At 59.7% G+C, this 23,289-nt stretch carries 29 protein-coding genes and 1 pseudogene; 13 read left to right on the top strand and 17 right to left on the bottom strand.

What is annotated here, in order from left to right; genetic code table 11:
• Positions 1 to 56 precede the first annotated feature (56 nt).
• Complete coding sequence (locus QD357_RS16745; RefSeq protein WP_107107481.1) at positions 57 to 2,150, top strand: S9 family peptidase; 2,094 nt, start codon at positions 57 to 59, stop codon at positions 2,148 to 2,150.
• Positions 2,151 to 2,174: 24 nt separating this feature from the next.
• Positions 2,175 to 2,696 carry a DUF1697 domain-containing protein gene (locus tag QD357_RS16740; RefSeq protein WP_107107480.1) on the top strand — a complete coding sequence of 174 codons (522 nt, stop codon included), beginning with the start codon at positions 2,175 to 2,177 and terminating at the stop codon, positions 2,694 to 2,696.
• Here QD357_RS16740 and QD357_RS16735 read toward each other — a convergent pair.
• Together QD357_RS16735 and QD357_RS16730 are read right to left on the bottom strand one after the other, a co-directional pair.
• A complete protein-coding gene (locus QD357_RS16735; protein ID WP_107107479.1) occupies positions 2,693 to 3,004 on the bottom strand; it encodes a type II toxin-antitoxin system RelE/ParE family toxin in 312 nt (103 codons plus the stop codon). The genes QD357_RS16740 and QD357_RS16735 overlap by 4 nt on opposite strands.
• Positions 3,005 to 3,008: 4 nt before the next feature.
• The gene (locus QD357_RS16730) at positions 3,009 to 3,269 is read right to left on the bottom strand and encodes a type II toxin-antitoxin system ParD family antitoxin (RefSeq protein ID WP_107107506.1); all 261 of its coding nucleotides are present in this window, start codon (positions 3,267 to 3,269) and stop codon (positions 3,009 to 3,011) included.
• Between the two features lie 95 nt (positions 3,270 to 3,364).
• Between QD357_RS16730 and QD357_RS16725 the strand changes: the two genes are divergently transcribed.
• Together QD357_RS16725 and QD357_RS16720 are read left to right on the top strand one after the other, a co-directional pair.
• Positions 3,365 to 4,873 (top strand): protein adenylyltransferase SelO, encoded by a 1,509-nt coding sequence (locus QD357_RS16725; protein WP_107107478.1) that lies wholly within the window; start codon positions 3,365 to 3,367, stop codon positions 4,871 to 4,873.
• A gap of 73 nt (positions 4,874 to 4,946) precedes the next feature.
• The gene (locus QD357_RS16720) at positions 4,947 to 5,477 is read left to right on the top strand and encodes a hypothetical protein (protein ID WP_107107477.1); all 531 of its coding nucleotides are present in this window, start codon (positions 4,947 to 4,949) and stop codon (positions 5,475 to 5,477) included.
• A gap of 90 nt (positions 5,478 to 5,567) precedes the next feature.
• Here the strand turns inward: QD357_RS16720 and bla are convergent, their stop codons facing one another.
• The 3 genes and pseudogenes from bla to dmeR form a co-directional block, all read right to left on the bottom strand.
• Positions 5,568 to 6,584, bottom strand: coding sequence for a class A beta-lactamase (gene bla / locus QD357_RS16715; protein ID WP_107107476.1), 1,017 nt, complete (start codon positions 6,582 to 6,584; stop codon positions 5,568 to 5,570).
• 85 nt (positions 6,585 to 6,669) lie between these two features.
• Positions 6,670 to 7,619: pseudogene (gene dmeF, locus QD357_RS16710) on the bottom strand (CDF family Co(II)/Ni(II) efflux transporter DmeF).
• 37 nt (positions 7,620 to 7,656) lie between these two features.
• The gene (dmeR, locus tag QD357_RS16705; RefSeq protein ID WP_107107475.1) at positions 7,657 to 7,929 is read right to left on the bottom strand and encodes a Ni(II)/Co(II)-sensing transcriptional repressor DmeR; all 273 of its coding nucleotides are present in this window, start codon (positions 7,927 to 7,929) and stop codon (positions 7,657 to 7,659) included.
• 341 nt (positions 7,930 to 8,270) lie between these two features.
• Between dmeR and QD357_RS16700 the strand changes: the two genes are divergently transcribed.
• Complete coding sequence (locus tag QD357_RS16700) at positions 8,271 to 8,759, top strand: GNAT family N-acetyltransferase (protein ID WP_107107474.1); 489 nt, start codon at positions 8,271 to 8,273, stop codon at positions 8,757 to 8,759.
• 37 nt (positions 8,760 to 8,796) lie between these two features.
• On the opposite strand, the gene QD357_RS16695 is transcribed toward QD357_RS16700, so the two are convergent.
• Positions 8,797 to 9,414 (bottom strand): C39 family peptidase, encoded by a 618-nt coding sequence (locus QD357_RS16695; RefSeq protein ID WP_107107505.1) that lies wholly within the window; start codon positions 9,412 to 9,414, stop codon positions 8,797 to 8,799.
• Positions 9,415 to 9,529: 115 nt separating this feature from the next.
• On the opposite strand from QD357_RS16695, the gene QD357_RS16690 reads away from it, so the two are divergent.
• Entirely contained in the window at positions 9,530 to 10,078 is a 549-nt protein-coding gene (locus tag QD357_RS16690) for a class I SAM-dependent methyltransferase (RefSeq protein ID WP_245407437.1), read from the top strand.
• A gap of 49 nt (positions 10,079 to 10,127) precedes the next feature.
• Positions 10,128 to 10,310, top strand: a complete 183-nt coding sequence (locus tag QD357_RS16685) for a hypothetical protein (RefSeq protein ID WP_414124620.1) — start codon at positions 10,128 to 10,130, stop codon at positions 10,308 to 10,310.
• 15 nt (positions 10,311 to 10,325) lie between these two features.
• Here the strand turns inward: QD357_RS16685 and QD357_RS16680 are convergent, their stop codons facing one another.
• From QD357_RS16680 to QD357_RS16670, 3 genes are all read right to left on the bottom strand, one after another.
• Positions 10,326 to 11,240, bottom strand: coding sequence for a cytochrome c (locus tag QD357_RS16680; RefSeq protein ID WP_107107473.1), 915 nt, complete (start codon positions 11,238 to 11,240; stop codon positions 10,326 to 10,328).
• 109 nt (positions 11,241 to 11,349) lie between these two features.
• Complete coding sequence (locus QD357_RS16675; RefSeq protein WP_107107472.1) at positions 11,350 to 11,793, bottom strand: c-type cytochrome; 444 nt, start codon at positions 11,791 to 11,793, stop codon at positions 11,350 to 11,352.
• A gap of 159 nt (positions 11,794 to 11,952) precedes the next feature.
• Positions 11,953 to 12,588 carry a LysE family translocator gene (locus tag QD357_RS16670; RefSeq protein WP_107107471.1) on the bottom strand — a complete coding sequence of 212 codons (636 nt, stop codon included), beginning with the start codon at positions 12,586 to 12,588 and terminating at the stop codon, positions 11,953 to 11,955.
• A gap of 128 nt (positions 12,589 to 12,716) precedes the next feature.
• On the opposite strand from QD357_RS16670, the gene QD357_RS16665 reads away from it, so the two are divergent.
• Complete coding sequence (locus QD357_RS16665) at positions 12,717 to 13,418, top strand: helix-turn-helix transcriptional regulator (RefSeq protein WP_107107470.1); 702 nt, start codon at positions 12,717 to 12,719, stop codon at positions 13,416 to 13,418.
• Between the two features lie 36 nt (positions 13,419 to 13,454).
• Here the strand turns inward: QD357_RS16665 and QD357_RS16660 are convergent, their stop codons facing one another.
• Positions 13,455 to 14,237 (bottom strand): SDR family NAD(P)-dependent oxidoreductase, encoded by a 783-nt coding sequence (locus tag QD357_RS16660; RefSeq protein WP_107107469.1) that lies wholly within the window; start codon positions 14,235 to 14,237, stop codon positions 13,455 to 13,457.
• Positions 14,238 to 14,398: 161 nt separating this feature from the next.
• Between QD357_RS16660 and QD357_RS16655 the strand changes: the two genes are divergently transcribed.
• Complete coding sequence (locus tag QD357_RS16655; RefSeq protein ID WP_107107504.1) at positions 14,399 to 15,295, top strand: AraC family transcriptional regulator; 897 nt, start codon at positions 14,399 to 14,401, stop codon at positions 15,293 to 15,295.
• 20 nt (positions 15,296 to 15,315) lie between these two features.
• Here QD357_RS16655 and QD357_RS16650 read toward each other — a convergent pair whose 3' ends face one another.
• The 3 genes from QD357_RS16650 to QD357_RS16640 form a co-directional block, all read right to left on the bottom strand.
• Positions 15,316 to 15,822: an anthrone oxygenase family protein gene (locus QD357_RS16650; RefSeq protein ID WP_107107468.1), complete on the bottom strand. Its 507-nt coding sequence runs from the start codon at positions 15,820 to 15,822 to the stop codon at positions 15,316 to 15,318.
• A gap of 68 nt (positions 15,823 to 15,890) precedes the next feature.
• A complete protein-coding gene (locus QD357_RS16645; protein WP_107107467.1) occupies positions 15,891 to 16,745 on the bottom strand; it encodes a metallophosphoesterase in 855 nt (284 codons plus the stop codon).
• Between the two features lie 112 nt (positions 16,746 to 16,857).
• Positions 16,858 to 17,460 (bottom strand): superoxide dismutase, encoded by a 603-nt coding sequence (locus tag QD357_RS16640; protein ID WP_107107466.1) that lies wholly within the window; start codon positions 17,458 to 17,460, stop codon positions 16,858 to 16,860.
• 287 nt (positions 17,461 to 17,747) lie between these two features.
• Between QD357_RS16640 and QD357_RS16635 the strand changes: the two genes are divergently transcribed.
• Together QD357_RS16635 and QD357_RS16630 are read left to right on the top strand one after the other, a co-directional pair.
• Positions 17,748 to 18,398, top strand: a complete 651-nt coding sequence (locus QD357_RS16635; RefSeq protein ID WP_107107465.1) for an aspartate/glutamate racemase family protein — start codon at positions 17,748 to 17,750, stop codon at positions 18,396 to 18,398.
• Between the two features lie 165 nt (positions 18,399 to 18,563).
• Positions 18,564 to 19,070, top strand: a complete 507-nt coding sequence (locus tag QD357_RS16630; RefSeq protein ID WP_107107464.1) for a hypothetical protein — start codon at positions 18,564 to 18,566, stop codon at positions 19,068 to 19,070.
• Positions 19,071 to 19,111: 41 nt separating this feature from the next.
• Here the strand turns inward: QD357_RS16630 and QD357_RS16625 are convergent, their stop codons facing one another.
• Positions 19,112 to 19,456 (bottom strand): nuclear transport factor 2 family protein, encoded by a 345-nt coding sequence (locus QD357_RS16625; protein ID WP_107107463.1) that lies wholly within the window; start codon positions 19,454 to 19,456, stop codon positions 19,112 to 19,114.
• A gap of 184 nt (positions 19,457 to 19,640) precedes the next feature.
• On the opposite strand from QD357_RS16625, the gene QD357_RS16620 reads away from it, so the two are divergent.
• Together QD357_RS16620 and QD357_RS16615 are read left to right on the top strand one after the other, a co-directional pair.
• Positions 19,641 to 20,453 (top strand): helix-turn-helix domain-containing protein, encoded by an 813-nt coding sequence (locus tag QD357_RS16620; RefSeq protein ID WP_414124618.1) that lies wholly within the window; start codon positions 19,641 to 19,643, stop codon positions 20,451 to 20,453.
• A gap of 161 nt (positions 20,454 to 20,614) precedes the next feature.
• Positions 20,615 to 21,847 (top strand): MFS transporter, encoded by a 1,233-nt coding sequence (locus QD357_RS16615; protein WP_414124617.1) that lies wholly within the window; start codon positions 20,615 to 20,617, stop codon positions 21,845 to 21,847.
• 4 nt (positions 21,848 to 21,851) lie between these two features.
• On the opposite strand, the gene QD357_RS16610 is transcribed toward QD357_RS16615, so the two are convergent.
• From QD357_RS16610 to QD357_RS16600, 3 genes are all read right to left on the bottom strand, one after another.
• Positions 21,852 to 22,103 carry a DUF1488 domain-containing protein gene (locus tag QD357_RS16610; RefSeq protein WP_107107460.1) on the bottom strand — a complete coding sequence of 84 codons (252 nt, stop codon included), beginning with the start codon at positions 22,101 to 22,103 and terminating at the stop codon, positions 21,852 to 21,854.
• A gap of 69 nt (positions 22,104 to 22,172) precedes the next feature.
• The gene (locus tag QD357_RS16605; RefSeq protein WP_280951158.1) at positions 22,173 to 22,295 is read right to left on the bottom strand and encodes a hypothetical protein; all 123 of its coding nucleotides are present in this window, start codon (positions 22,293 to 22,295) and stop codon (positions 22,173 to 22,175) included.
• Between the two features lie 84 nt (positions 22,296 to 22,379).
• The gene (locus QD357_RS16600; RefSeq protein ID WP_107107459.1) at positions 22,380 to 23,267 is read right to left on the bottom strand and encodes a branched-chain amino acid aminotransferase; all 888 of its coding nucleotides are present in this window, start codon (positions 23,265 to 23,267) and stop codon (positions 22,380 to 22,382) included.
• Positions 23,268 to 23,289 lie beyond the last annotated feature (22 nt).

Here is a 23,289-nt window from a genome sequence, read left to right as displayed (position 1 = left end):
GCCCTCTATCTCTTCTTCACCTCATATCCGACTTTGATCCCGGAGAAAGCCTGCTCGTGTCTGCATTCAAGAACCTCCCCACCCCGCCCGCCGCTGCAAAAAAACCAGTCACGGATACGCGCCACGGCATCAGCCGCAGCGACGATTACGCCTGGCTGCGCGCCGACAATTGGCAGGCGATGTTCAAGGACACCAAGATTCTCGATCCGGAAATACGCGCGTATCTGGAGGCCGAGAACGCCTATATGAATGCGGCCATGGCGGATACGAAAGAGCTGCAGAAAGCGCTCTTTGCCGAAATGAAAGGCCGTATCAAGGAAGATGACAGCTCCGTGCCGGTCAAGGACGGGCCTTTTGCCTACGGCACGCTCTATGTCACCGGCGGCGAGCAGCCGCATTACTTCCGCGAGGCGCGCAATGGCGGCGAGCGCAAGCTCCTTTTGAACGGCGATAAGGAAAACGAGGGAAAATCCTATTTCCGCCTCTCCGGCATCGACCATTCCACGGATCATAGCCACGGCATCTGGGGCTATGACGACAAGGGCTCGGAATATTTCACGCTGAAGGTCCGCAATCTGGAAACCGGCGAAGATCTCGCCGACGTGATCGAAAACACCGGCGGCGGCGGTGTCTGGGCGCCCGACGGCAAGAGCTTTTTCTATACACTGCAGGACGAGAACCATCGTCCTTCGAAAATCTTCCATCACGTCGTCGGCACACCGCAATCGGAAGACCGGCTGGTCTATGAAGAGGAGGATTCCGGCTTCTTCATGGGTGTCGGTGGCTCGCTGCTGGATGACTATATTTTCATCGACATCCACGATCACGAGACCAGTGAATACCGCATCATTCCGACCTCGGATCTTATGGCCGAGCCGAAGCTGGTGGCCGCGCGCGACACCGGAATCGAGTATGAAATGGCGGAAGGCGGCGATGTCTTCTACATCCTCACCAATGACGGCGATGCCAAGGATTTCAAGATCATGGAAACGCCGGTCGACAAGCCGGCTAAAGAAAACTGGCGCGATGTCGTGGTCCACAAGCCGGGCACGCTGATCCTCAATCACATGGCCTATGCCCGTCATCTCATCTGGCTGGAACGCAAGGATGGCCTGCCGCGGATCATCGTCCGCGATCGCCGCAGCGGCGAAGAACATGCCATCGCCTTCGATGAGGAAGCCTATTCGCTCGGCCTGCAGGGTGCGGCCGAGTACGACACCGACGTCATTCGCTTCTCCTATTCCTCGATGACGACGCCGAGCCAGCTCTACGACTACAACATGGTGACGCGCGAGCGCACCCTGCTGAAGACGCAGGAAGTTCCGTCAGGCCACAATCCGGACGATTACGTCACCCGCCGCGTTTTCGCCCCCGCCTGGGACGGCGAACATGTGCCGGTGACCCTGCTCTATCGCAAGGATACACCGCTCGACGGCTCCGCGCCTTGCCTGCTCTATGGTTATGGCGCCTACGGCATCACCATTCCCGCCGGCTTCAACACCAATTGCCTATCGCTCGCCGACCGCGGTTTCGTCTATGCCATCGCCCATATCCGCGGCGGCAAGGACAAGGGCTTTGCCTGGTACGAAGACGGCAAGATGGACAAGAAGACCAATACCTTCAAGGACTTCATTGCCGCAGCCGACTATTTGAATCAGGAGAAGTTCACCTCCTACGCTAAGATCATCGCCGAGGGCGGCTCGGCCGGTGGCATGCTGATGGGCGCCATCGCCAACATGGCGCCGGAGAAATTCGCTGGCATTATCGCCGCCGTGCCCTTCGTCGATGTGCTCAACACCATGCTGGACGATACGCTGCCGCTGACGCCGCCGGAATGGCCGGAATGGGGCAATCCGATCGACAGCAAGGAAGAATACGAGCAGATCGCCGCCTACAGCCCCTATGACAATGTCGGCGAGAAGCCCTACCCGCCGATTCTGGCGCTCGGCGGCCTGACCGATCCGCGCGTCACCTATTGGGAGCCGGCGAAGTGGGTTGCCAAGCTGCGTGACAAAACCACTGGCGATGCGCCGATCCTTCTGAAAACCAACATGGATGCCGGCCATGGCGGCGCTTCGGGCCGCTTCCAGCGCCTGGAAGAAATCGCCTTCGAATATGGCTTCGCCATCAAGGTCGCCGGTAAGATCTAGCAAAAACCGCGGGAGGAGGAGCCGATGCCGGTCTATGTTGCCCTGCTGCGTGCCGTCAATGTCGGCGGCACCGGCGCACTGCCGATGGCGGAGCTGAAAGCCGTCTGCGAGGAGATCGGCTTTACCGACGTGAAGACCTATATCCAAAGCGGCAATGTGCTCTTCCGCTCGGACAGAGACGAGGCGGCCGTGCAGAAGGATCTGGAAGCGGCGCTGGCGCGGAAAATGGGTACATCGCCGGGCGTGCTCCTGCGCAGCCGTCAGGAGCTACAGGCCATCGCGGATGGCTCGCCCTTCCCGCATGCCAAACCGAACTATCTGCTCGTCAACTTCCTCCCAGAACCTGCACCGGCCGATGCCCTGGAAAAGCTGGTAGCACCCGGCGGAGAAGAGGTGCATGTCGCGGGTAGAGAAATCTACGTCCATTATCCCGATGGCTCCGGTCGCTCGAAACTGAGGCTGCCAGCACTGAAGGCGGGGACGTCCCGGAATCTCAATACGGTGAGGAAATTGGCGGAGATGGCGCGGGAGATGGAGGCGGGTTAACGATCCGACAAAAGCGTTTCGTAGTCCCGGCTACCGGAAAAGATATTGGTGATCCTCACCCGCTCGCCTTCAACCAAATAAAGAATAACGATACTGCGCTCAAAGACGACCATTCGCAGACTCGCGCCTAGATCCGAGCGAGCAACGCCGCCAAGTGGTACATCACCGATTTTTCCACATTTGTCCCGGATACGCTTGATATAAGCGAGCGCTATCTGCTTGTTTTTGCTTTGGTCCAATACGTATTCATATATCGACCGGAGATCAGCTTTAGCCGTTTCACGAAATACGACAGAATATCGCTTCATGCGTTTACTGCTGTTCCGCAGCCAGTGACTCGATCCAATCGTCTATATCTTGCAAACTCAGATCGGGCCTCGGATCATCCAGAGATGCCTTGACCTTCTGCCGGATCGCCGCGATCCGTTCCTGGTATTCCTCTTCCTCCCGCAACCACACGCGGACAGCAGCACGCAGCACCTCGCTGGTCGAGGCGTAAGCTCCGGCATCGACGCGGCTCTTGATGGCGGCGACCATTTCACTGGGGAGCGAGATGCTCAGTTTCTCGTTCATGGCGAACTCCTCGTGCTCGGTAGGATAAAGTAGGATCATTTCCTACTTCAAGCAAGCGCCTTGCGCCGCCTCCCCACCAGCCCTACCTTAGGTGCATGAGCTCTTCTCCCCATGACAATTCGGTGCTTCAGGCACCGTCGGCCCTGTTTGACAACAGCTATGCGCGCCTGCCGCCGCAATTTTTCGCGGAGCAGGCACCGACGCCGGTCGCAGGACCGCGGTTGATCAAGTTCAACGTGGCGCTAGCCGGCGAACTCGGGCTCGATGCCGAGGCGCTGGAACGGGACGGCGCGGCGATCTTCTCGGGCAACAGGCTCCTGCCGGGGTCCGAGCCGATCGCGATGGCCTATGCCGGTCACCAGTTCGGCGGTTTCGTGCCGCAGCTCGGGGATGGCCGGGCGATCCTGCTTGGTGAAGTCATCGACCGTTACGGCAGGCGCCGCGATATCCAGCTCAAGGGCGCGGGACCGACGCGCTTCTCACGGCGCGGCGACGGGCGGGCGGCAATCGGGCCGGTTCTGCGCGAATATATCGTCAGCGAAGCCATGCATGCGCTCGGCATTCCGACGACACGGGCACTGGCGGCGGTTGCCACCGGCGAACCCGTCTATCGTGAGAGAGTGCTGCCCGGTGCGGTCTTCACCCGCGTCGCGGCAAGCCATATCCGCGTCGGCACCTTCCAGTTCTTCGCCGCCCGCGGCGATACCGACAGTGTGCGCATCCTCGCCGACTATGTCATCGACCGGCATTATCCGGAGATCAAGGACCGGCAAAATCGCTATCTGGCGCTGTTGGAGGCCGTTTCCGAACGGCAGGCTGCGTTGATTGCGCGCTGGCTGCATGTCGGCTTCATCCATGGCGTGATGAATACCGACAATATGACCATTTCCGGCGAGACGATCGACTATGGTCCTTGCGCCTTCATGGACAGCTATAATCCGGCAACCGTCTTTTCTTCGATCGATCAGCAGGGCCGTTACGCCTATGCCAACCAGCCCGGCATCGGCCAATGGAACATTGCCCGGCTCGGTGAAACGCTGCTGTCGTTGATCGATCCGTCGGTGGACGCGGCCGTCGATCTGGCAAATGCGGTGCTCAAGGCCTATGGCGAGCGCTTCCAAACCCCTTGGCTTGCTGGGATGTGCGCCAAGATCGGCCTTGCAGCCGAGGAAGAAGGCGATCTCGACCTGATCCAGGCGCTGCTGGCGCTGATGCAACAGCAGGAGGCGGATTTCACCCTGACGTTCCGGCGGCTTGCAGCGCTTGCCGAGAGCGAGGACAACGAAACGGCTTTTGCCGCCAGCTTCAAGGACCCGGAATCGACCCAACCGTGGCTGACGCGCTGGCGCGAGCGGCTGAGCCGCGATCCGCAAGCACCGAACGAACGAGCACGGGCGATGCGGACCGTGAACCCGGCATTCATTCCACGCAACCATCGAATCGAACAGGCGATCGAAGCTGCGATCGAGGACGGGGATTTTTCACTGTTCGAGGCGCTGCTGACGGTGCTTGCAAGGCCCTATGAGGACCAACCGGCCTTCGCGCCCTATGCCGAACCGCCGCAACCGGCAGAGCGGGTGCTGCAAACCTTCTGCGGAACGTAAGAGAGCCTTAGTACACAAGCCCCGGACACGTTTGCCGAGTCATCGTCGCGCCAACCCACAGGGAGACATGACGATGAAAGTTCATCATAGCACCCAGAGCCTTTTCAGCAGCCCGATAAAGAGCCAGCAGGATACGGATTCTGACGACAGCACGCCGTTCATGCTGCCCGACGACAGCGACGAGCAGCAGACGCAGACACCTTCGGTCACATCCAGCGGCGTCCCCTCCTCCATCTCCTCCGGCTTCTGGCTCAACCAAACCGGTCAGACAGCCCCGTCGACATCGGATGTCGACGCCGATAAGAGCGACGGCGCGGCTCCGAGCATCAACGGTTCGGATTCGTCGAGCGATTCTTCCAGTCAGGATATTGCGGACGAGTTCTCCAAGTGGGCCCACATGACGCCTGCGGAAAAGATCCGCGCTCGATATCTGGAACAGCACCATTTGACGGAGGAGTCCCTCCGCGCGTTGCCAGCCGACCAGCAGAAGGCAATCAACGATGAGATCGCCAAACAAGTGAAGCAGCAACTCGGCATCGATAATAAGTCCGGCGGCGACAGCGATGAAACGGATAGTGCCGCTGCAGCCTTATCCATCGCTTGAGCTTCCTCGAAACGACATCAAGGCGATGCGATCCTGATTCACGTCGAGATCGTATCGCCTTGATTTTATTAATCACATTTCAAGATGCGACTATTTTAACCCCACCATGCCCGCAATGATCTTTCCGACTTCGGCGAAGACGGCCTCGATGTCCTTTGCGGGTGCGGTTGCCTCGCCGACATAGGTGGTGACGAGGATCGGACCGCGATCGGTGGGCCAGATGACGGCGACGTCGGCGTAGGAGCCGTTCTGACCGGTACCGGTCTTGTCGCCAACCTTCCATTCCTTCGGCAGGCCGGCGCGCAGGCGGGCATTGCCGGTGGTGTTATTGACCAGCCAATTCGACAATTGATCGCGCGAGGTTTCGGACAGCGTATTGCCGAGCGTCAGAAGTCCGATCGTATCCAGCATGGAATCCGGCGTCGTCGTGTCGCGCGGGTCGTCCTTGATCGCCTGGTTGACGTCAGGCTCCTTGCGGTCGAGTCGGGTTTCCGTGTCGCCGGTCGTACGCAGCCATGCGGTCAGCGCCGCTGGACCGCCGAAACTGTCGAGCAGCAGATTGCCGGCGGTGTTGTCGCTCAACATGATTGCCGCACCGCAGAGTTCGGCGATCGTCATGCCGTCGGTGCCGGCATGCTTTTCTGTCTCGGGCGAATAGGTAACGACAACATCCTTGCCATAAGTGACGCGGCGGTCGAGCTTCTCTACGCCCTGATCGACACGGGCAAGCACGAAACCGACCGCAAGCGCCTTATAGGTGCTGCACAAGGCAAACCGCTCCGCTTCGCGATAGCCGAGCGAAATATTGGTTTCCGTATCCAGCACGGAAACACCGAGGCGACCGCCCGTCTTCTTTTCCAGATCCGCCAACTGCTTGTCGGCATCGTCGGTGAACTGAGAATTGTCGGGACCTTGGTTGTCTTCCATGTCCTGATCGTCGGGTGCCGTGGAATTATCCTGGGTATCGGACGGCGCAGGAGCAGTCGCGTTGGGGCTCTTGTTGGCGCTGGCATCCTGCGCAAACAGGGTTTCAGGCCCCAATGTCAGAACGGGGAAAAGCAGCACCGAGCCTGCCAAGAGGCGGCGACGAGTAAGCGGTGTGGGCATACGGAAGCCTCCAGCGGAATCAGCCGAATTCTGAGCTAAGCGAGGAATATGGCAAGCCTCTGACGCGCCGAGCTTCCATCAGACGTTATGCTGCTTTTTTGACCTTGACTTCAACGGTGACGTGCGACAGTTCGTGGATAGCGGCCAGCCGTGCCTTGTAGAAGGCAGGATCGCGCGGCTCCGGCGTTACCACAGCGACGATCGCCGCATGATGGCCGGGGCCGACCTGCCACACATGCAGATCGGTGATGCGGTCGGCGTCCGTTTCGATGACCTCCCGGATCTCCTCCGGCAGGTCTTCACCCTGCGGGATGAAGTCGAGCAGGACTGCGCCCGAGGAACGCAATAGGCTCAAGGACCATTGCAGGATCACCAGTCCGCCGACAATGCCCATCAGCGGATCGAGGAAAGTCCAGCCGAAGCGGCTGCCGAGCAGGAGGGCGACAATGGCCAGAACCGAGGTCATGGCGTCGGCGATGACGTGGACATAGGCAGAGCGGAGATTGTTGTCCTTGCCGCCATGATCGTGGTCGTGATGATGATCATGGCCATGCGTGTGGGAATGCCCGTGATGGTGGTCGTGATCGTCGCGTAGCAGCCAGGCGCTGACGAGATTGACGAGCAGGCCGACGATGGCAATGGCGATCGCCTCGCGAAAATTGATCGCCACCGGATTCTGCAATCGCACGAGGCTTTCCCAAGCCATCAACAACGCGATCATGGCGAGGACGATGGCGCTGGCGAAGCCGGCGAGATCGCCGAGCTTGCCGGTGCCGAAGGTGAAGCGCGCATTGTGGGCATGGCGACGGGCATAGAGATAGGCCAATGCGGAAATCAGCATGGACTGGCATGCGTCGACATGTGCCAGCCATCGGCAACCAATGCCATCGAGCCGTATAGCGTGCCGGCACCGATTTCGACCACCATCATCACCGTCGTCAGCGCAATGACCAGCCAGATGCGGCGTTCGTTGCGGCGGTGGTCGGAGCCCAGGAATACGTGGCTATGCGTCAACGCATCCGAAGAAGTACTCATGACATCAGTCTCCTGTTGGATTGCCCAAAGCCTCTGATCAGCGCAGATAGGTCTTCAGCACATCGGATATTTCATCGACCGCCTGGCGGCGGGCCGACTCGCTTTCGGCGTGGAGCACATGTTCCTGCAGATGGTCTTCCAATATCTCGCCGGTCAGCCCCGTCAGGGCGCCGCGAATGGATGCCAGGAGCTGCAAAATCTCTCCACAAGGCCGCTCAGCCTCCAACGCCCTCTCCACCGCTTCCAACTGCCCTTTGAGGCGGCGGACGCGGGAAAGAAGTTTGGCTTGCTCTTGGATGGTATGGGACATGACGGCCTCATTTATAGTATAGGGGGGTATACTATATTTATTGCCAGAAGAAAACCCGCCCTCGGCGATGCCCGGGTGCGATAGGCTGACGTGTGCCCATGGTGATCTTGTCGGATAATGCTCCGCAGGAGGGAGAGCATCGACTCACCCCATTGACAAATCCGACATTCCAGCTCATCTATGCGCCCATGATCACGCACGCGCTCCACAATCGCTCGTATTTTTGGCTGTACCTGTAAGGGGCGGCCGGGACAGATCATATTGTCAACAAGCCGCCGTCAGGCGGCTTTGTTGTATCGGCAGCGTCCTGACGGCACATTCAAAAAAGGACGCAGAACCTCATGCTGGACGATAGCGAAATCTCACTTCTCCGCCCGCCTGTCATTACCATCCGCAATGCGCATCCGCGCGATTTGCCGGAATTGAACGATATGATCCGGTTGCTCGCCGCTCATCATGGCGATCCCTCAGCCGCGACCCCGGAACAGCTCGAACGCGATCTCTTCGGTCCGGTGCCATGGATCACGGCGCTGGTGGCGGAAGGCCAGAACGGGCTGATCGGCTACGCCATCCTCGTGCCGCTCTACCGGGCGCAGGAAGGTCAGCGCGGCATGGACCTGCATCATCTCTTCGTGCGCGACGGCCATCGCGGCCATGGCATCGGCCAGCATCTCGTCGATCGCGCTCGCGACATCGCCCGCAAGGCTGGCTGCGGCTATCTCTCCGTCAGCGCCGCGACCGGCAATGTCCAGGCGCACCGCTTCTACGAACAAATGGATTTCAAGCCACGTCCGGTCACCGGCATGCGCTATCTGCAGGCGCTTGCATGAGAACGGTCCGTCGGGATCGCCGTTGACCTTCCTATCGTCAGCGATCGATGGCGATCCCGCGCCCGGCGAAAAACCGGTCGAATGTTTCCAGCGGCATTTCCACGTTTTCCCGGGTTGCAGCCTCGTGACCGGAAGGATTGTGGAAACGGATCGTGTTTGAGTTAGCCACCGTCACCAAGACAAGATGTCCGCCCTTCGATGGCGGCTCGGTGTCCGGCCAGCGGATGGAATGGTGGACGGACGCGATGAAGAATTCGGATTGCTGGAGAATATCGCCGATATCTCCGACAGAAATGCCGGTGACGACCCTGGTGTTCAGGCCGAACCGATCTTTGACAAATGGAATGAAGGGCGCATAGATCAGGCCCTTGATCTTACCATCAGGCTCTTCGACATAGCCGCCATATTCCTTGCATGCCAATGCGAGATCCACGGTTGGCACGATTTTGCCCGTACGCGCGGCAAGAACCATTTTCAGGCAGGCCATACCGCAGAGATTGCCGGCCCAGCGGGCGTAATCCTCGACATTCCCCGCTCCCGAGCCTGCCCAAAGCGGGTCCCTCAGCAATGCCGCCTGCGCCCCTTCCGCCAGCACCGCCAGAGTCATGTCGGGGGTTTCCCATTGGCTGAAATAAGGAATCCTCTGTTCTGCCATTCCATCCATGATCGCCCGCTCCTGCCCTGCAACCGAAATTGGTTGCGCTGTAAAATTCAACTGAAATGCGCTAGAAAGATGGCCTCTCATACTGGATCTCAGAGGGAGATGGACCTTGGAACAGCGGTTCACTTTTGACGGGATGGCAGGCCTCTATGGCGATGCTCGCCCGACCTATCCCGAGTCGATGTTTGATGACATCGCCGCGTTTGCTGGTTTGGGCAGCAAGGATGCGATCCTTGAGATCGGCTGCGGTACAGGACAAGCAACACAGACCTTTGCACGCCGTGGCTTTTCCATCCTTGCGCTTGAACCCGGCAAGGAATTGATGGGCATCGCGCAGCAAAATCTAATGAAATTTCCCCATATACGCTTCGCGGAAACCACCTTTGAGGCGTGGCCGGGTAAGCCTGAAACGTTCAAGCTTGTGATGGCGGCCCAGTCCTTTCACTGGGTTGCACCAGACGTCCGATTTGCCAAGACTGCCGAGCAGCTCGCGCCGGGCGGCACGCTTGCCGTCTTTTGGAAATGTACCCATGCCGCCGGCACCACCGCTCGCCGCGGAATTCGCCCGCCTCTATTCGCGATACGCGCCATCGCTTTCAGGTCCACCCGCGGAAGCGTGGTATCTGCCAGACGGGCCTTTCGTGAAGTTGCTCGGTGAATCCGAACATTTCGAACCGGCAACGCACCGATCCTATCCCTGGAGCCGGATGCATAGTCCTGAAAGCTATACCGACCTGCTGCGCACGTTATCAAGCTACCGGCTTCTGGCGGATGACCGGAGGGAGGCGCTGCTCGCTGCGATTGCGGAGGTTATCGCGGCATACGGCGGAGAGTTCGAGCTTCGCTATGAAACTCACCTCTATATGGCAAAGCGGCTACGGGAGAAGTAGCCAGCCGCCTGCTTCTTACCGCGCCGGCACCGCCTTCAGGTAGGCCGCGATCGCCTCGCGGTCCGAGGCTGGCAGGCGGGCGATGTTTTGCTGGACTTCGGCCATCGAGCCGCCGACGGAGTCGAAGTCGGGGGTGAAACCGGTCTCCAGGTAGCTGGCGATGTCGCCGTCGCTCCAGCTAGCCATTGATTTCGAGCCGGGGGTGATGTCGGGAATGCGGCCCTTGCCTTCCGGGTTCGGGGCGCCGGCCAGCCACTGGTCCCTGACGAAGCCGCCGAGCCCGTCGCGCGGGGTGTGGCACTCGCCGCAATGGCCGGGGCCTTCTACCAGATATTGGCCGCGCTTGATCTTGTCGTCGGCATTGGCGATGACAACGCGTGGCTGATCGTTGAAATAGAGGAATTTCCAGCCACCGAGCGCCAGCCTGATATCGAAGGGGAACGGCAGCTCATGCGGCGGCGCGACGTTGCTGCTCTTCGGCAAGGTCTTCAGGAAACCCCAGAGGTCGTTGATGTCCTTGTCACTCATGCGGGCGTAGGAGCCGTAGGGGAACGCCGGATAAAGGTGCTCGCCGTTCTTGCCGACGCCGCGCTTCATCGCATTGCCGAATTCCGCAAGCGTCCAACCACCAAGGCCGGCCTTTTCATCCGGCGAGATATTGGGGACATGGAAAGTGCCGAAGGGACTGTTCAGCGCCAAGCCACCTGACAGAACCAGTTTGGCATCGCCCTTGGCGCCCGGCGCGGCATGACAACTCGTGCAGCCGCCAGCCCAGAACACCTGTTCGCCATTCTTGATATCGGGATCGCCGAGATTTGCCCAATGGCTCACCGGCAAGGGCGACGGCGCGGTGACGACATAGAACGTGCCGGAGCCGAAGATGGCGAGGCCGATAAGACAGAGCAGCCACCGGACAAATCGCGCAACCATGCCTCGCACTCCCTGTATTCAGCGTGCATCGAGAAATACTAAAATCCGCACCGGCGACCAAGCCGATGCGGATGCTTCAATTAATTTTCGGACAATGCCGGCCGACCGCTTAGTCCTTCTTGATGCGGTAGGCCTGATGACAGGCGCCGCAATCGCTGCCCAAAGTCTTCAGCGTAGCGCCGACGCCAGCCTGGTCGGCCGGGAGCTGCGCAAGTGCGACTTCGGCATTGTCGGAAAGTTTGGCAGCCTTGGCCTTGAAGTCATCGAAGTTATCCCAGATCTTCGGATTGACCTCAGCATCGGTCTTGTCGCTGTTCGGGCCAAAATGCTCTGGGAAAGCCTTGGCATTCTCGGCGATCGTCTGCAGCGCTGCCTTGACGACCTCGGCGTCATAAGGCTTGCTGCCCTTGGCGATGGCACCGAGAGCACCGGCAGCACCGCCGACCTTCTTCATCACGGCTATACGGGAATCATGCGTGCCATCGGCCGCAATAACGGAACCAAAGGCGACGCCGGCAAAAACCGTCGCAGCCACAATCGCTTTCCATTTCATACAATCTCTCCTACGTGATCAGGACCGCAAAAGCGGCCGGCGCGTTGTCACGGCCCACATGTTTGCCGGTTTCTGCGCCGGCAATGAAGTCACAAAGTGGTGAGAGCTGAGCAAAATCAGCGTCATATTTAAGACATGTACCAGATTTTGCGCCAAAAATCACGTCACCTTCCACCCTTCCCAGACGGTAAAGACCGAGACCGCGAACAGCAGCAGCCCGGCGACGCGACCGGCAAAGGCGGTCGCCCCCGGATTGGCGACCAGCAGATCGCGGCTGCGGCCGGCGGTGACTGCAAGCCCGCCATAGACGGCAAACTGCGTGACAATGGTCATCAGCCCCATGATAACAGCCTGTATCCAGATCGGACCGTAATCCGGCTTTAGAAACTGCGGATAGACGGCGAACACGAAGAGGTAGGCCTTGGGATTCATCATGCAGGTCACCGCTCCCTGACGAAAGGCCCGCCAGGTGGAACGGCTGCCGGCCGGTCCGTCGTGGCCGACGGTGATCGAGCTGCGCATCAGCGTGATGCCGATGAAGGCCATATAAGCGGCGCCGGCAACGAGCAGCGGATTGAAGAGGATCGGTACAAAATGCATCAGCAGGCCGACGCCAAGCGCGCCGTTCAGCGAATGCACCACGCCGCCGAGCATGATGCCGCCGGTGGCTGCCAATCCCCTGTTGCGGCCGCCGGTCAGCGCATTGGCGAGTACGAAGAGCATATCCATGCCCGGCACGATGATGATGCCGAAGAGGAGGAGAAAGAAGAGCCAGAGGTTTTCGCTGTAATCCATGTCAGTTGCCCATCGTCGCCTGCGAGCGCATCGCAGACGAACTTGTTGATTTTCAATTCGATAGGCAGTTTTATAGATCGGCCCAACTGACAGGGTGTTGTCAGGAGCCTTCAAATCACGAGGATGAAATGCGCAAGGCGTCGCGCCTGTTCGAGATCATCCAGATCCTGCGGCTGGCGAAAAAGCCGGTGACGGCGGCTGTCATCGCCGAGCGGCTGGAGGTGACGGTGCGCTCCGTCTATCGCGACATCGTGGCGCTGCAGGCGATGCGTGTTCCGATCGAAGGCGGACGCGGCATCGGCTATATCCTGCGCCCCGGCTTCGACCTGCCGCCGCTGATGTTTTCGATCGAGGAGATGGAGGCGATCGTGCTATCGCTGGCGCTGCTGGAGCGCACGGGGGACAACGAGCTGAAGCTCGCGGCCAAGCGCGTCAGTGCCAAGATCGCAGGCGCAGTGCCGCCGCCGCTTCGTCAGACACTCGATGCCAATGCCCTGCACGCCTGGGGCTTTGCCGCTCCTTCGGCCGCTGCCATCGATCTCGCTCTGGTGCGCCGTGCTATCCGCGACGAGGAAAAACTCGACCTCGCCTATCGCGACGAACTCGGCCGCGCCACCGAGCGCGTCATCCGCCCCATCGCCCTCATCTATTATTCCGAGACAGCCAATATCGTCGCCTGGTGCGAGCTGCGCCAAGCCATCCGCAATTTCCGCAGCGACCGCATCGAAGGCTGCGAGGCGACGGGATTGTGGTTCAAGGGCGAAGGCGATGGGCTGAGGCAGATCTGGGTGAACGGGTGGGAAATGAATGCCCAAGTTGCCGGCGGATGATCGCCGGACGGCCTAGCCAGCCCGGCGATCCGAGAATTAGACCATCATGCCCCCAGACACTTCGATGCGCTGGCCATTGACCCAGCGATTGTCGTCCGACAGCAGCGAGGCGATCATCGGGCCGATATCGTCGGGCAGACCGGCGCGGCCGAGCGCGGTCATGGAGGCAACCATCCTGTTGACCTCCGGATTGTCGCGAACGATGCCGCCGCTGAAATCCGTCTGGATCGCGCCTGGCGCCACCGTATTAACGGCGATGCCGCGAGGGCCGAGCTCCTTGGCGAGATACCGCGTCAGAACTTCGACCGCACCCTTCATGACGGCATAGGCCGACGAGCCCGGATTGCTGAAGCGGGCAAGGCCGGAAGAAATGTTGACGATGCGGCCACCGTCCTGAATGAGAGGAAGCAGCTTCTGCGTCAGGAAGTACACGCCCTTGAGATGAACGTTGTAGAGCTTGTCGAACTCGGCTTCGGTCGTTTCCGCGAAGGACGCGTGGTGGGACGTGCCGGCATTGTTGACGAGAAAATCGAAGCGATCGCGGCCCCATTTCTGTCGCAGCGCTTGGCCGACTTCGGAGATGAAAGCGTCGAAAGAACCAACGCCGCCGGCATCGAGTTGCAGCGCTACAGCCTTCGCTCCGAGAGCCTCGATCTCGGCAACCGCGCTTTCCGCTTCTGCCCGATTTGAGTGATAGGTCAGAATAGTATCGACGCCGCGCTGGGCGAGATGGACGGCCGTATTTCGGCCGAGACCGCGGCTGCCGCCGGTAATGATTGCGATCTTTGTCTTTGATCTATCTATATTTTCAGTCGTCATTGCCGTTCTCCAAGGAATGATTGATGACTGAAATTTACGCCCGCTAGGCCATCTCCTTGAATGCCGGAACTCTCGAATTTCTTGCCTATTCCTCCAACCGCCTTGTCGGCCCTTATCCCGCTGCTATGATGATGGAATGGCACTTGTCCGGGAGAATGCCGATGTCGTCAGCCCTTAAAGATGCGATCACGCAATTCATCGAAGCCAATGATAGCGGCGGCGACACCGTATTTTCGACAGGCATCGATGGCCTGCACATCATGCGCTCGACCGAGCCGAAGATGCCGCATGCGATGATCTATCGGCCGGCGCTTTGCGTCATTCTTCAAGGTGCAAAGCAATTGATGCTGAATGACCGAGTGATCGATTATGGCGAGCTACAGGCCCTCATCATCAGCATCGAGCTGCCCGCCGCCGGCAGGGTGCTCCAGGCCAGTGTTGAGAAGCCTTATATTGCCATCTCCCTCGAATTCGATGTCGGCATGATGCGCGAGGTGATGGAGCAGCTCGATAGGCCACCGAAACCGACCGGCGGCGCCCATCTTGGCATCTTTGTCGAAGATCTCAGCGAGCAACTGGCCGATTGCCTCGTGCGATTGACCCGCCTGCTCACAACGCCAAGCGCCATACCGGTGCTTTATCCGGCAATCATGCGGGAAATCTGTTTCTGGATGCTGACCGGCCCGAATGACGGCGAGGTCTGCAAGCTGGTGCTGCCGGACGGTCAGACGCGGCGCATTGCGGATGCGATCCGCCTGTTGCGCGACAATTTCGCCCAGCCGGTGCGCATCGAGCAGCTCGCTGCCGCCGCCCGCATGAGCCCCTCCTCGTTCCATCAGCATTTCAAAACGCTGACGTCGATGACGCCGCTGCAATATCAGAAGCAGATGCGGCTGCTCGAAGCCCGCCGCCTCATGGTCGCCGGCAGCGTCAATGTCGAGAATGCCGCCTATCGAGTCGGCTACGAAAGCGCGTCGCAGTTCAGCCGCGAATATACGCGCATGTTCGGTGCGCCGCCGAAGCGGGATGTGGCGAATATGCGGATAGCAGCGGAATAAGCGCCTGGGTTCGCGGGCCGCTAGAGAGCGACCGCGGTCACCAACAGAATAAAGGCCAGCAATCCCAAAGCGGCGCGTGCGGCATGCGACCATTCCCAGCGGTCGCGGAGCATGGTCCAGTCCGGTTTGGCGGCGGTCTCGCTCCGATGGCCACCAAATGGATCATGGGAGAAGAAACGCTCGCCCAACCCTTTCAGCTCGGCATCTTTGAGCCAGAAATTGTTTACCGGTTGCGTCACCAGCCAAAAGACGGCGTGCATGATGACCATGGCTGCAAAGGCGGCAGCAAACAGCCAGAACGCGATCGTGTTGGCTGGCGTCAGGAACAGAAGAAGCAGAAGCAAGAGAGTGCCGATCGGTTCGGCAACGCCGCCGATCGTAAACCCCGGATAATAAATCCGCTGAACCGTCAGATAATCTTCTTTCGACAGTCGCATCTTGCCCGGCAGCTCCAGCACATGTGCCAATGCCAGCGCCATGGCGACTGCGACGACTAAGATGGTCAGAATTTGCAATGTCGGAAACATCGGCCTCGCCTCACAGCAGCCTCGGTCCCTAAACTTTCATTGGCGCGGATCGTTCCTTATGGGGCCGCTCAAGCACCCTGCAGTGCCAGCACCCTGCTCACCTCACGTCCGAATCCTTCAATTTCCAGCCGATCCTTGTAAACCGAGACGATCGCATAGGCATTGGTATCTTCGGTATCGACCATGCCTTTGAAATTGATGAAATAGGTGCCGTGGACAACGCCGAAATTGCCGTCGTGATTGTGACCGCTGAGATAGGCGACGACATGATCATGTTCGGCCAGCAACGCCAGCATACGGTCGCTGTCGAGCGCGTTATGTGAATTCTCCGGGAAGATCGGGTAGTGGTTCGTGACGACCACCTTCTCGCCGGCGGCTTTCGCCTCGTCCAGTTTGGCGGCGAGCCAGGCATGTTGCGTATCGCTGATGGCAGCGTTCCAGCGGTGCGAGTTCATCGCACCGGCTTTATGCAATGCCTTCATCATCACCTTTGCCTCCGCCCGGCGTGGATCGCCCTCCGGCGGCGCGAAGAGGCTGATCTCGTTGCCGTCAAGCGCGATGAAACGGTAGCCCGCATGGGCGAAGTCATAATACGCCGATGGCATGCCGACGCGACTTGCGACTTCCGTCAGATGCTGCGCTGCGATGGCAAAATCGTGATTGCCGAGAAGAAAATGCCGTGCGTGCCGCAAGGTCTCGTAGACCGGCAAGATCGCATCGAAACTCTCCCAGCCACCATCAATGATATCGCCGAGCGTTACGACGAAGGCGAGATCGCGACGGTTGAATTCCGCAATCGCCTCTGCCAGCTTGGCGAGGCTGTTAGCCGGATAGCGATCCAGCGCAAGGTTAGGCTCCAAGGCGGCATATTGCGGATCGGCGACGACACCGAAACGAAAGAGTGGAGCGGACGGAGACGGCATGCGGCCTCGCTGGGAAGTGGCTGATGGCAATAAGATGCCTGTTAACGGCAGATACGAAAACACCCGACGCTATGGCAGCGCCGGGTGTGAAAGCAAGCCGAGATGGCAAGCCTTACTTCGTGGCGGCTTCGTAGCGCTCCAGGACGTAGTCCCAGTTGATCAGGCTGTCGATGAAGGCCTCGAGATATTTCGGACGCAGATTGCGGTAGTCGATGTAATAGGAGTGTTCCCATACGTCGACGCCGAGGATCGGCGTGGCGCCGTGAACGAGCGGATTTTCGCCGTTCGGGGTCTTGGAGATTTCGAGCTTGCCGTTCTTGACGGAAACCCATGCCCAGCCCGATCCGAACTGAGTGGCGCCGGCAGCGGCGAAATCGGCCTTGAACTTGTCATAGCCGCCGAGATCGGAATTGAAGGCTGCTTCGAGCTTGCCCGGCAGCTTGTTGCCGCCGCCGCCCTTCTTCATCCACTTCCAGAAATGGATGTGGTTGTAGTGCTGGGCAGCATTGTTGAAGAGACCGGCATTGGTGCCGAAGGACTTCTTCACGACCTCTTCGAGAGAGAGATCGGCAAGGCCCGCTTCGGTCGCCAGCTTGTTGCCATTGTCGACATAGGCCTTGTGGTGCTTGTCATGGTGAAACTCGAGGGTTTCACGCGACATGAAGGGGGAAAGCGCTTCGTAATCATAGGGAAGTTCAGGCAATTCGAAAGCCATGGTCTTATCTCCTCTTGGCAAAAAATTGCGTCGGCAGGTGATCGGGAACATAGGAGGGGACGGTGTGAAGGGCAACCGGCGGCATGCCAAAAAATAGCGGACTAAAGGAAAATTTACCCGCTATTTCAACATATATCGCCCGCATCCTCCGCGGGTATTTTTGCGCCTTCTAACGTATGAGGCCAGCGGTCGCGCTCTGCGGTGCGACACGCGTCGACAATCGGATCGCCAAAGGCTAGGTTCGGCGCATCGTCGTCCCTGCGGGCGGCTTCAGCGAGATCGCCTCCGTGAAAATAGCCTGCCTGCACACTGCCGAAAGCAATATCGCCATCTATGACAACGCCGCAAAGACGCTCGGTCTTCCGGCCGGTACTCTGCATCACCATGTCCGCGCCGATCTTCTCTTTGCCGCCGAACGGGCGGGTGGACTGACGCCGGACATCGAGGCGGAAACGGCTGCCGTCCTGCAGCAGCTTGCACAGGACGCGGATGCCGTTGTGCTCAACTGCTCGACCCTTGGCCCTGCAGCATTGCTGGCGGCAGACACCTCCGAGGTCCCTATTATCAGGGCCGACGGCGTGCTCGCGGAAAATGCCGTGAAAGCTGGCGGCAAAGTGACCGTGCTCTGCACCACCGAGACGACCATCGCCCCGACCACTAGGCTGTTCGAAAATGCAGCGAAGACCACAGGCGCAGACATTGATGTCCGCCTGATCGACGGGGCATGGGCGCTGTTCCGGGCCGGTGACCACAAAGCCTATCTGGTAGCGATCGCCGAGGCATCGGAGACAGCCTATCGCGAAGGGGCTGAAACGGTGGTCTTCGCGCAGGCCTCCATGACCGGTGCGGCGGCACTGCTAGGCGATGAATACGCACGGCCGATGAGCGGCCCGACCGCAGCATTGGAAGCCGCAATGACCGCAATAGGCGCAAACTGAACCAAGACATCGCCCGGACTTGCGGCTTCGATAGATTGAAGGCAGGCATTCAGCCATTGACAGCCTACCAACTAGTAGGTTAAGCATCGATCATCTGAGAGCGAGGAAGCGTCCATCGCTCGCCCATCAAGGCTACCTACTAGTCGATATACAAAGGAAACCATTATGCCTGCCCCTCTTTCTTTGCTCGGCGAACTCCACACTGCCATCAGCTTCGTTCCGATCGTTGCAGGGCTCTACAGCTTTGCCAGGCATGGCGGCATCCAGCCCGAGAGGCGATCGGGAAAGATCTATCTCGGTGGATTGGCGCTGTCGGTGGTGACCTCCTTCGGCCTTTCCTCGACAGGCGGGTTCAATCCTGGGCATGCGCTCGGCATCATGGCTCTGCTGGTGGCAGCAGCCGCAATTTTGCAGGAGAGATTGAGCTTTCTCGGCCGGCTGCGGGCATATCTGAAGGCATTCGGCCTGTCCTTCACCTATTTCCTGCTCTGGGTTCCCGGCATCAACGAAACGCTCTCGCGGTTGCCGCCGTCGCATCCGATCGGCAACGGCCCGGATTCGCCGCCCGTACAGATGGCCTTGCTCTCCTGGCTGATCCTGTTCGCCGCCGGCAGCCTCCTGCAAGCCTGGACGATCCATCGCGGCCATGCGCTATCCAAAGCGAGAGTGTGAGTTGAGTGATGGGCCGGCTTTTCGGGCTGGCCCATTATCTCTTAGACGTTACGTCCGAAATAGACATTCACCTCGGCAATCCTGTCGCCGGTAAAACGGATTACCTCCACATTGCGAAAGCTGTCTCCGTCCATCTTTTCGGCGCGGTAACCGACGATCACCTCATCGCGGTCCGGCACGAGATGTTCGATATGAATGGCGCGGAAGACCTTCTCCTTCGGCCAGCAATGTCTAAAATATTGGTCGCGGTCGATGTGATCGTCGCGCGGGCTGGAAAAGGTAAAATCGCTGGTCAACATCGGGCGGACGACATCGGGATGTTGCGCGACATAGGCGGCATAAAGCCGCCGCACGGTGTCGCAGCGGGCAGTATCAAGAGTGCTCATGATGCATCTCCTCCTATCCGGCAGCCGCTTTGGTCATCGATTTGGCCGCCGGCAATCCGATTGCGAAATGCAATCAGTTTATATCATGATGTGACAGAACCGACAAGGCGCTTTGCGGACTTGGCAGCGCCCGTGGCGTGGTCCAGATTATCGTCACAATCGATATCAGCAGGAAGCGGTCGCCATGCCGGAGGCTCATCAAATATTGGAAAAGCTGCGCCGCCTGGCGGGGAAGGACAATCGGCCGGTTACAATGCCGGCTGACGAGAAAAACTATTCCTCGCTCTTCACCTTCGTGACCCGGCAGCGTGAGCGCATTGCCGGCTCGACCTTTTCCCAGGTTTCGATCGTCGTTCTCGTCGAGGGCTGCAAGGATGTGCTGAGCATGGGGCGGCATCTGCGCTTTCCAGCCGGTACAGTGCTGGTCCTGCCCGCCGGCTGGCGCGGCGATGTCGTCAACGATCCCGATCCGCAGAGCGGTGTCTATCGCGCCATCTTCATCAGCTTTCCGGACGAACTCGTGCGCCGCGCCGTCAGGAGCTTTCCAACCAAGCACGTCGCATCGCAGATCGACCTGCCGCTCGATCCGGTGCTCGCCGCAGCAATCCACCATGCCGGTGAAGGTATCGCGTCCGGTGAGCTGCCGACTGCCCTGATCGAGCACCGCCTGATGGAGGTGCTGATGGTTCTCGGCATGCGGGGCACCCTGCCCGCTTCGCCGGAAACAACGGCCGAAGCCGTGCGTGCGCTGGTGCGCTGGCAGCCGGACCGCGCTTGGACTACCGATCTCATCGCCGCCGAGCTCGGCACCAGCAACGCGACGCTGCGGCGCCGTCTCTCGCAGGAAGGTTCGTCGCTGCGCGACGTGATGGCAAGCGAACGCGTCGCTCTGGCGACCACGCTGCTGACCGAAGATGGATTGTCGCTGCGCGAAGCCGCCCTTGCCACCGGCTACCGCTCTCCCCGCCGCTTCGCCGAACGACTGCGGAACAGTTGAGCGTTTTCGGACGAAGTTTGAGCGTTTACGTACGCCGGGGTACTAAGACGATCTGTTAGACCCTGGCGAATAAAAGCTCGAACGAGCTGAAACGCGAAGGGGCATATCCTTGCCTCCGGTCACCAGGAATTATTTTACACGTTGAATGCAAAGGCCAAGAAATGACTGCTGAGACAAGATGGGATGCGGCCGCGCCGGCCGAACCGGAAACCGCCTATTGGATGCGGAATCTGATCATCTGCCTCATCGGCTCCTTCACCACCATCGTGGCGATGACGCTGTTGCTTCCCTTCCTACCGCTCTACGTCGAGGAGCTTGGCGTCGCTGACAAGGCGGCGATCGTGCAATGGTCCGGCATCGCCTATGGTGCCACCTTCTTTGCTGCCGCCTTCGTCGCGCCCCTCTGGGGCCGGCTCGGCGATATCTATGGCCGCAAGCTGATGCTGGTGCGCGCGAGCCTCGGCATGACGGTGGCGATCTCGCTGATGGGAATGGCAGGCAGTGTCTGGGAATTGGTGGCGCTGCGCCTGTTTACCGGGCTCGCCGGTGGTTATGCCTCCGGCTCGATGGTGCTGGTGGCAACCCAGACGCCGAAACATCGCTCGGCCTGGGCGCTCGGCGTCTTGTCCTCCGGCATCATGGCCGGCAATCTGGTCGGACCTCTGATCGGCGGCGCGTTGCCGCCCGTGATCGGCATTCGCGGCACTTTCCTGCTCGCCGGTGGCGTGATCTTCTTCACCTTCCTGGCGACCACCTTCCTGATCAAGGAAGAGAAATCGCCGGCGCGAAAGAAGGCTGCTAAAGCGAGCGGTAGCTGGACTTCCATACCAGACAAACGGCCTGCTATCGCCATGTTGACGATCGGCCTGCTGCTGATGCTCGCCAATATGTCGATCGAGCCGATCATTACCGTCTATGTCGCTCAGTTCGTCGACGGCGCAAATGTCACGATGATTTCGGGCGTGGTCATGGCTGCGGCCGCCCTTGGCAGCATCCTCTCAGCATCATGGCTCGGCAAGCTTGCCGATCGCATTGGCCATTGGACGGTGATCACGGCGGCGCTTGCGGCAGCGGCGCTGATGTTGATCCCGCAGGCTTTCGTCACCTCGGCCTGGCAACTGATTGTGCTGCGCTTCCTAATGGGCATCGCGCTCGGCGGGCTCCTGCCCTGCATCACCGCCGTCATCCGCCTCAACGTACCGGACGCGGCGGCCGGGGGCATCCTCGGTCTTTCGATCTCCTCGCAGTATGTCGGTCAGGTGGCCGGCCCCGTCATGGGCGGCTTCGTCGGCGGCCATGTCGGCATGCGCGCCGTGTTTCTCGGAACCTGCGTGCTGCTGGCGATCGGCGCGATCTATTGCTGGTGGGTCAGCCCGAAGAGAGAAGCGGAATAATTCGCTAGCGAAAATCGTTCGGCGTCAGGATGTATATGCGCCGGCCGCCATAGCTATAGGCCCTTGTGGCCACCTTCTGAATCGCGTCGCGTCCGGCGTCGAAAGCGGCGAGATAGCCTGCTTCTGACTTGGCATTCGGAAAGACATCCACTTCTACCAGAAACGGGACCTCAAACATGCCGTCGTATCCGCTGAAACGGATACGACGCGCCGAGGCGTCATAGCTACGGCTCCGGTTCGGAAAGCTCAGACTCATCGTCGACCTCCTCTGAACAAAGCGTACCCGACGGCTCCATCGGAACCTTCGGCCTCCGTTGCTTCGACATCACCACGTGAACCCGAACAGCATCGAATAGATGACGAACCCCGTCGCCGCGATAACACAGAGCTGTAGGAACAGCCTGTAATAGTCGAAGAGATAGATGGAAGACGGAAGGGAAATTTTCATGTCGGCCTCCTCAATAGCTTTCGCCGGCCGACGTCATTTTACCACAAATGCTATCTTCGCATCGCCTAATTTAATTATTTCCGACTACTCCTCGCTGGCACTGCGCCCGTAAGCCCAGTCCATGTAAAGTTCCAACGCCTTGCGGGCGACCGGACCCTGCTGGAATTCGCGGTCGTCGAGGCGGTTGACCGAAACGACCTTCGAGTAGTTGCCGGTGGTGAAGATCTCGTCGGCGGCCATGAATTGCTCAACCGACAGCGTTTCCTCGCGCACGTCAAATCCTTCCCGGCGCAACAGGCCCATGACGCGGGCGCGGGTGATGCCGGCGAGGAACGTGCGGTTGGCGACCGGCGTGTAGATGATGCCGTCCTTCACCATGAAAACGTTGGAGGAGGCAGTCTCGACGACATTGCCGATCATATCGCGCACCAGCGCATTGTCGAAACCGCGCTTCTTCGCTTCCACGATCATGCGGCCGCTGTTCGGATAGAGCGAGCCGGCTTTGGCGTCGGTCATTGCGGTTTCCGGCGACGGGCGGCGGAAGGGCGAGACCGTCAACGTCACGCCGCCATGACCACCCAACGGCGCTTCGAACAGGCAGAGCGCGAAACGAGTCGATTCCGCATCGACGGCAACGATGCTGCCCGCCGAGCCGTGTTCGCCCCAATACATCGGCTTGATGTAAATTGGCGTGTTGCCGTCGAACCTCTTCACGCCCTCCCAGGCGAGCGCTTCGATTTCTTCAGCCGTCTTCAGCGGCTTCAGCCCCATGGCTAGCGCAGAGCGGTTGATGCGCTGACAATGAAGGTCGAGATCGGGCGCGATACCGTCGAACCAGCGCGCGCCGTCGAACACCGTCGAGCCTAGCCACATGGCATGCGAGGTCGGGCCGATCAGCGGCGGATTGCCGGTGAGCCATTCTCCATCGACATAGGTCCAGGTTGTGGTGCGGGGGGATGTATCGACAGCCATGATCTTTTCCTCCTGAAAGCGG

The sequence above is a fragment of the Rhizobium sp. BR 317 genome (genome assembly GCF_047445835.1).
In the GTDB taxonomy this organism is placed as follows: domain Bacteria; phylum Pseudomonadota; class Alphaproteobacteria; order Rhizobiales; family Rhizobiaceae; genus Rhizobium; species Rhizobium paranaense.
Note: the sequence above shows the minus strand (reverse complement) of the source record. Positions and strands in the feature narration are given on the sequence as shown.

Bases quoted from the DNA above. Each gene is read 5' to 3' on its own strand.
- QD357_RS16665 (WP_107107470.1), top strand. From the start codon at position 12,717: ATGCGCAAGGCGTCGCGCCTGTTCGAGATCATCCAGATCCTGCGGCTG.
- QD357_RS16630 (WP_107107464.1), top strand. From the start codon at position 18,564: ATGCCTGCCCCTCTTTCTTTGCTCGGCGAACTCCACACTGCCATCAGC.
- QD357_RS16730 (WP_107107506.1), bottom strand. From the start codon at position 3,269: ATGAACGAGAAACTGAGCATCTCGCTCCCCAGTGAAATGGTCGCCGCC.
- QD357_RS16685 (WP_414124620.1), top strand. From the start codon at position 10,128: ATGCATAGTCCTGAAAGCTATACCGACCTGCTGCGCACGTTATCAAGC.
- QD357_RS16645 (WP_107107467.1), bottom strand. From the start codon at position 16,745: ATGCCGTCTCCGTCCGCTCCACTCTTTCGTTTCGGTGTCGTCGCCGAT.
- QD357_RS16655 (WP_107107504.1), top strand. From the start codon at position 14,399: ATGTCGTCAGCCCTTAAAGATGCGATCACGCAATTCATCGAAGCCAAT.
- QD357_RS16725 (WP_107107478.1), top strand. From the start codon at position 3,365: ATGAGCTCTTCTCCCCATGACAATTCGGTGCTTCAGGCACCGTCGGCC.
- QD357_RS16720 (WP_107107477.1), top strand. From the start codon at position 4,947: ATGAAAGTTCATCATAGCACCCAGAGCCTTTTCAGCAGCCCGATAAAG.
- QD357_RS16650 (WP_107107468.1), bottom strand. From the start codon at position 15,822: ATGTTTCCGACATTGCAAATTCTGACCATCTTAGTCGTCGCAGTCGCC.
- QD357_RS16605 (WP_280951158.1), bottom strand. From the start codon at position 22,295: ATGAAAATTTCCCTTCCGTCTTCCATCTATCTCTTCGACTATTACAGG.
- QD357_RS16625 (WP_107107463.1), bottom strand. From the start codon at position 19,456: ATGAGCACTCTTGATACTGCCCGCTGCGACACCGTGCGGCGGCTTTAT.
- dmeR (WP_107107475.1), bottom strand. From the start codon at position 7,929: ATGTCCCATACCATCCAAGAGCAAGCCAAACTTCTTTCCCGCGTCCGC.
- QD357_RS16695 (WP_107107505.1), bottom strand. From the start codon at position 9,414: ATGGCAGAACAGAGGATTCCTTATTTCAGCCAATGGGAAACCCCCGAC.
- QD357_RS16640 (WP_107107466.1), bottom strand. From the start codon at position 17,460: ATGGCTTTCGAATTGCCTGAACTTCCCTATGATTACGAAGCGCTTTCC.
- QD357_RS16735 (WP_107107479.1), bottom strand. From the start codon at position 3,004: ATGAAGCGATATTCTGTCGTATTTCGTGAAACGGCTAAAGCTGATCTC.
- QD357_RS16620 (WP_414124618.1), top strand. From the start codon at position 19,641: ATGCCGGAGGCTCATCAAATATTGGAAAAGCTGCGCCGCCTGGCGGGG.
- QD357_RS16660 (WP_107107469.1), bottom strand. From the start codon at position 14,237: ATGACGACTGAAAATATAGATAGATCAAAGACAAAGATCGCAATCATT.
- QD357_RS16600 (WP_107107459.1), bottom strand. From the start codon at position 23,267: ATGGCTGTCGATACATCCCCCCGCACCACAACCTGGACCTATGTCGAT.
- bla (WP_107107476.1), bottom strand. From the start codon at position 6,584: ATGCCCACACCGCTTACTCGTCGCCGCCTCTTGGCAGGCTCGGTGCTG.
- QD357_RS16740 (WP_107107480.1), top strand. From the start codon at position 2,175: ATGCCGGTCTATGTTGCCCTGCTGCGTGCCGTCAATGTCGGCGGCACC.
- QD357_RS16615 (WP_414124617.1), top strand. From the start codon at position 20,615: ATGACTGCTGAGACAAGATGGGATGCGGCCGCGCCGGCCGAACCGGAA.
- QD357_RS16610 (WP_107107460.1), bottom strand. From the start codon at position 22,103: ATGAGTCTGAGCTTTCCGAACCGGAGCCGTAGCTATGACGCCTCGGCG.
- QD357_RS16675 (WP_107107472.1), bottom strand. From the start codon at position 11,793: ATGAAATGGAAAGCGATTGTGGCTGCGACGGTTTTTGCCGGCGTCGCC.
- QD357_RS16680 (WP_107107473.1), bottom strand. From the start codon at position 11,240: ATGGTTGCGCGATTTGTCCGGTGGCTGCTCTGTCTTATCGGCCTCGCC.
- QD357_RS16700 (WP_107107474.1), top strand. From the start codon at position 8,271: ATGCTGGACGATAGCGAAATCTCACTTCTCCGCCCGCCTGTCATTACC.
- QD357_RS16670 (WP_107107471.1), bottom strand. From the start codon at position 12,588: ATGGATTACAGCGAAAACCTCTGGCTCTTCTTTCTCCTCCTCTTCGGC.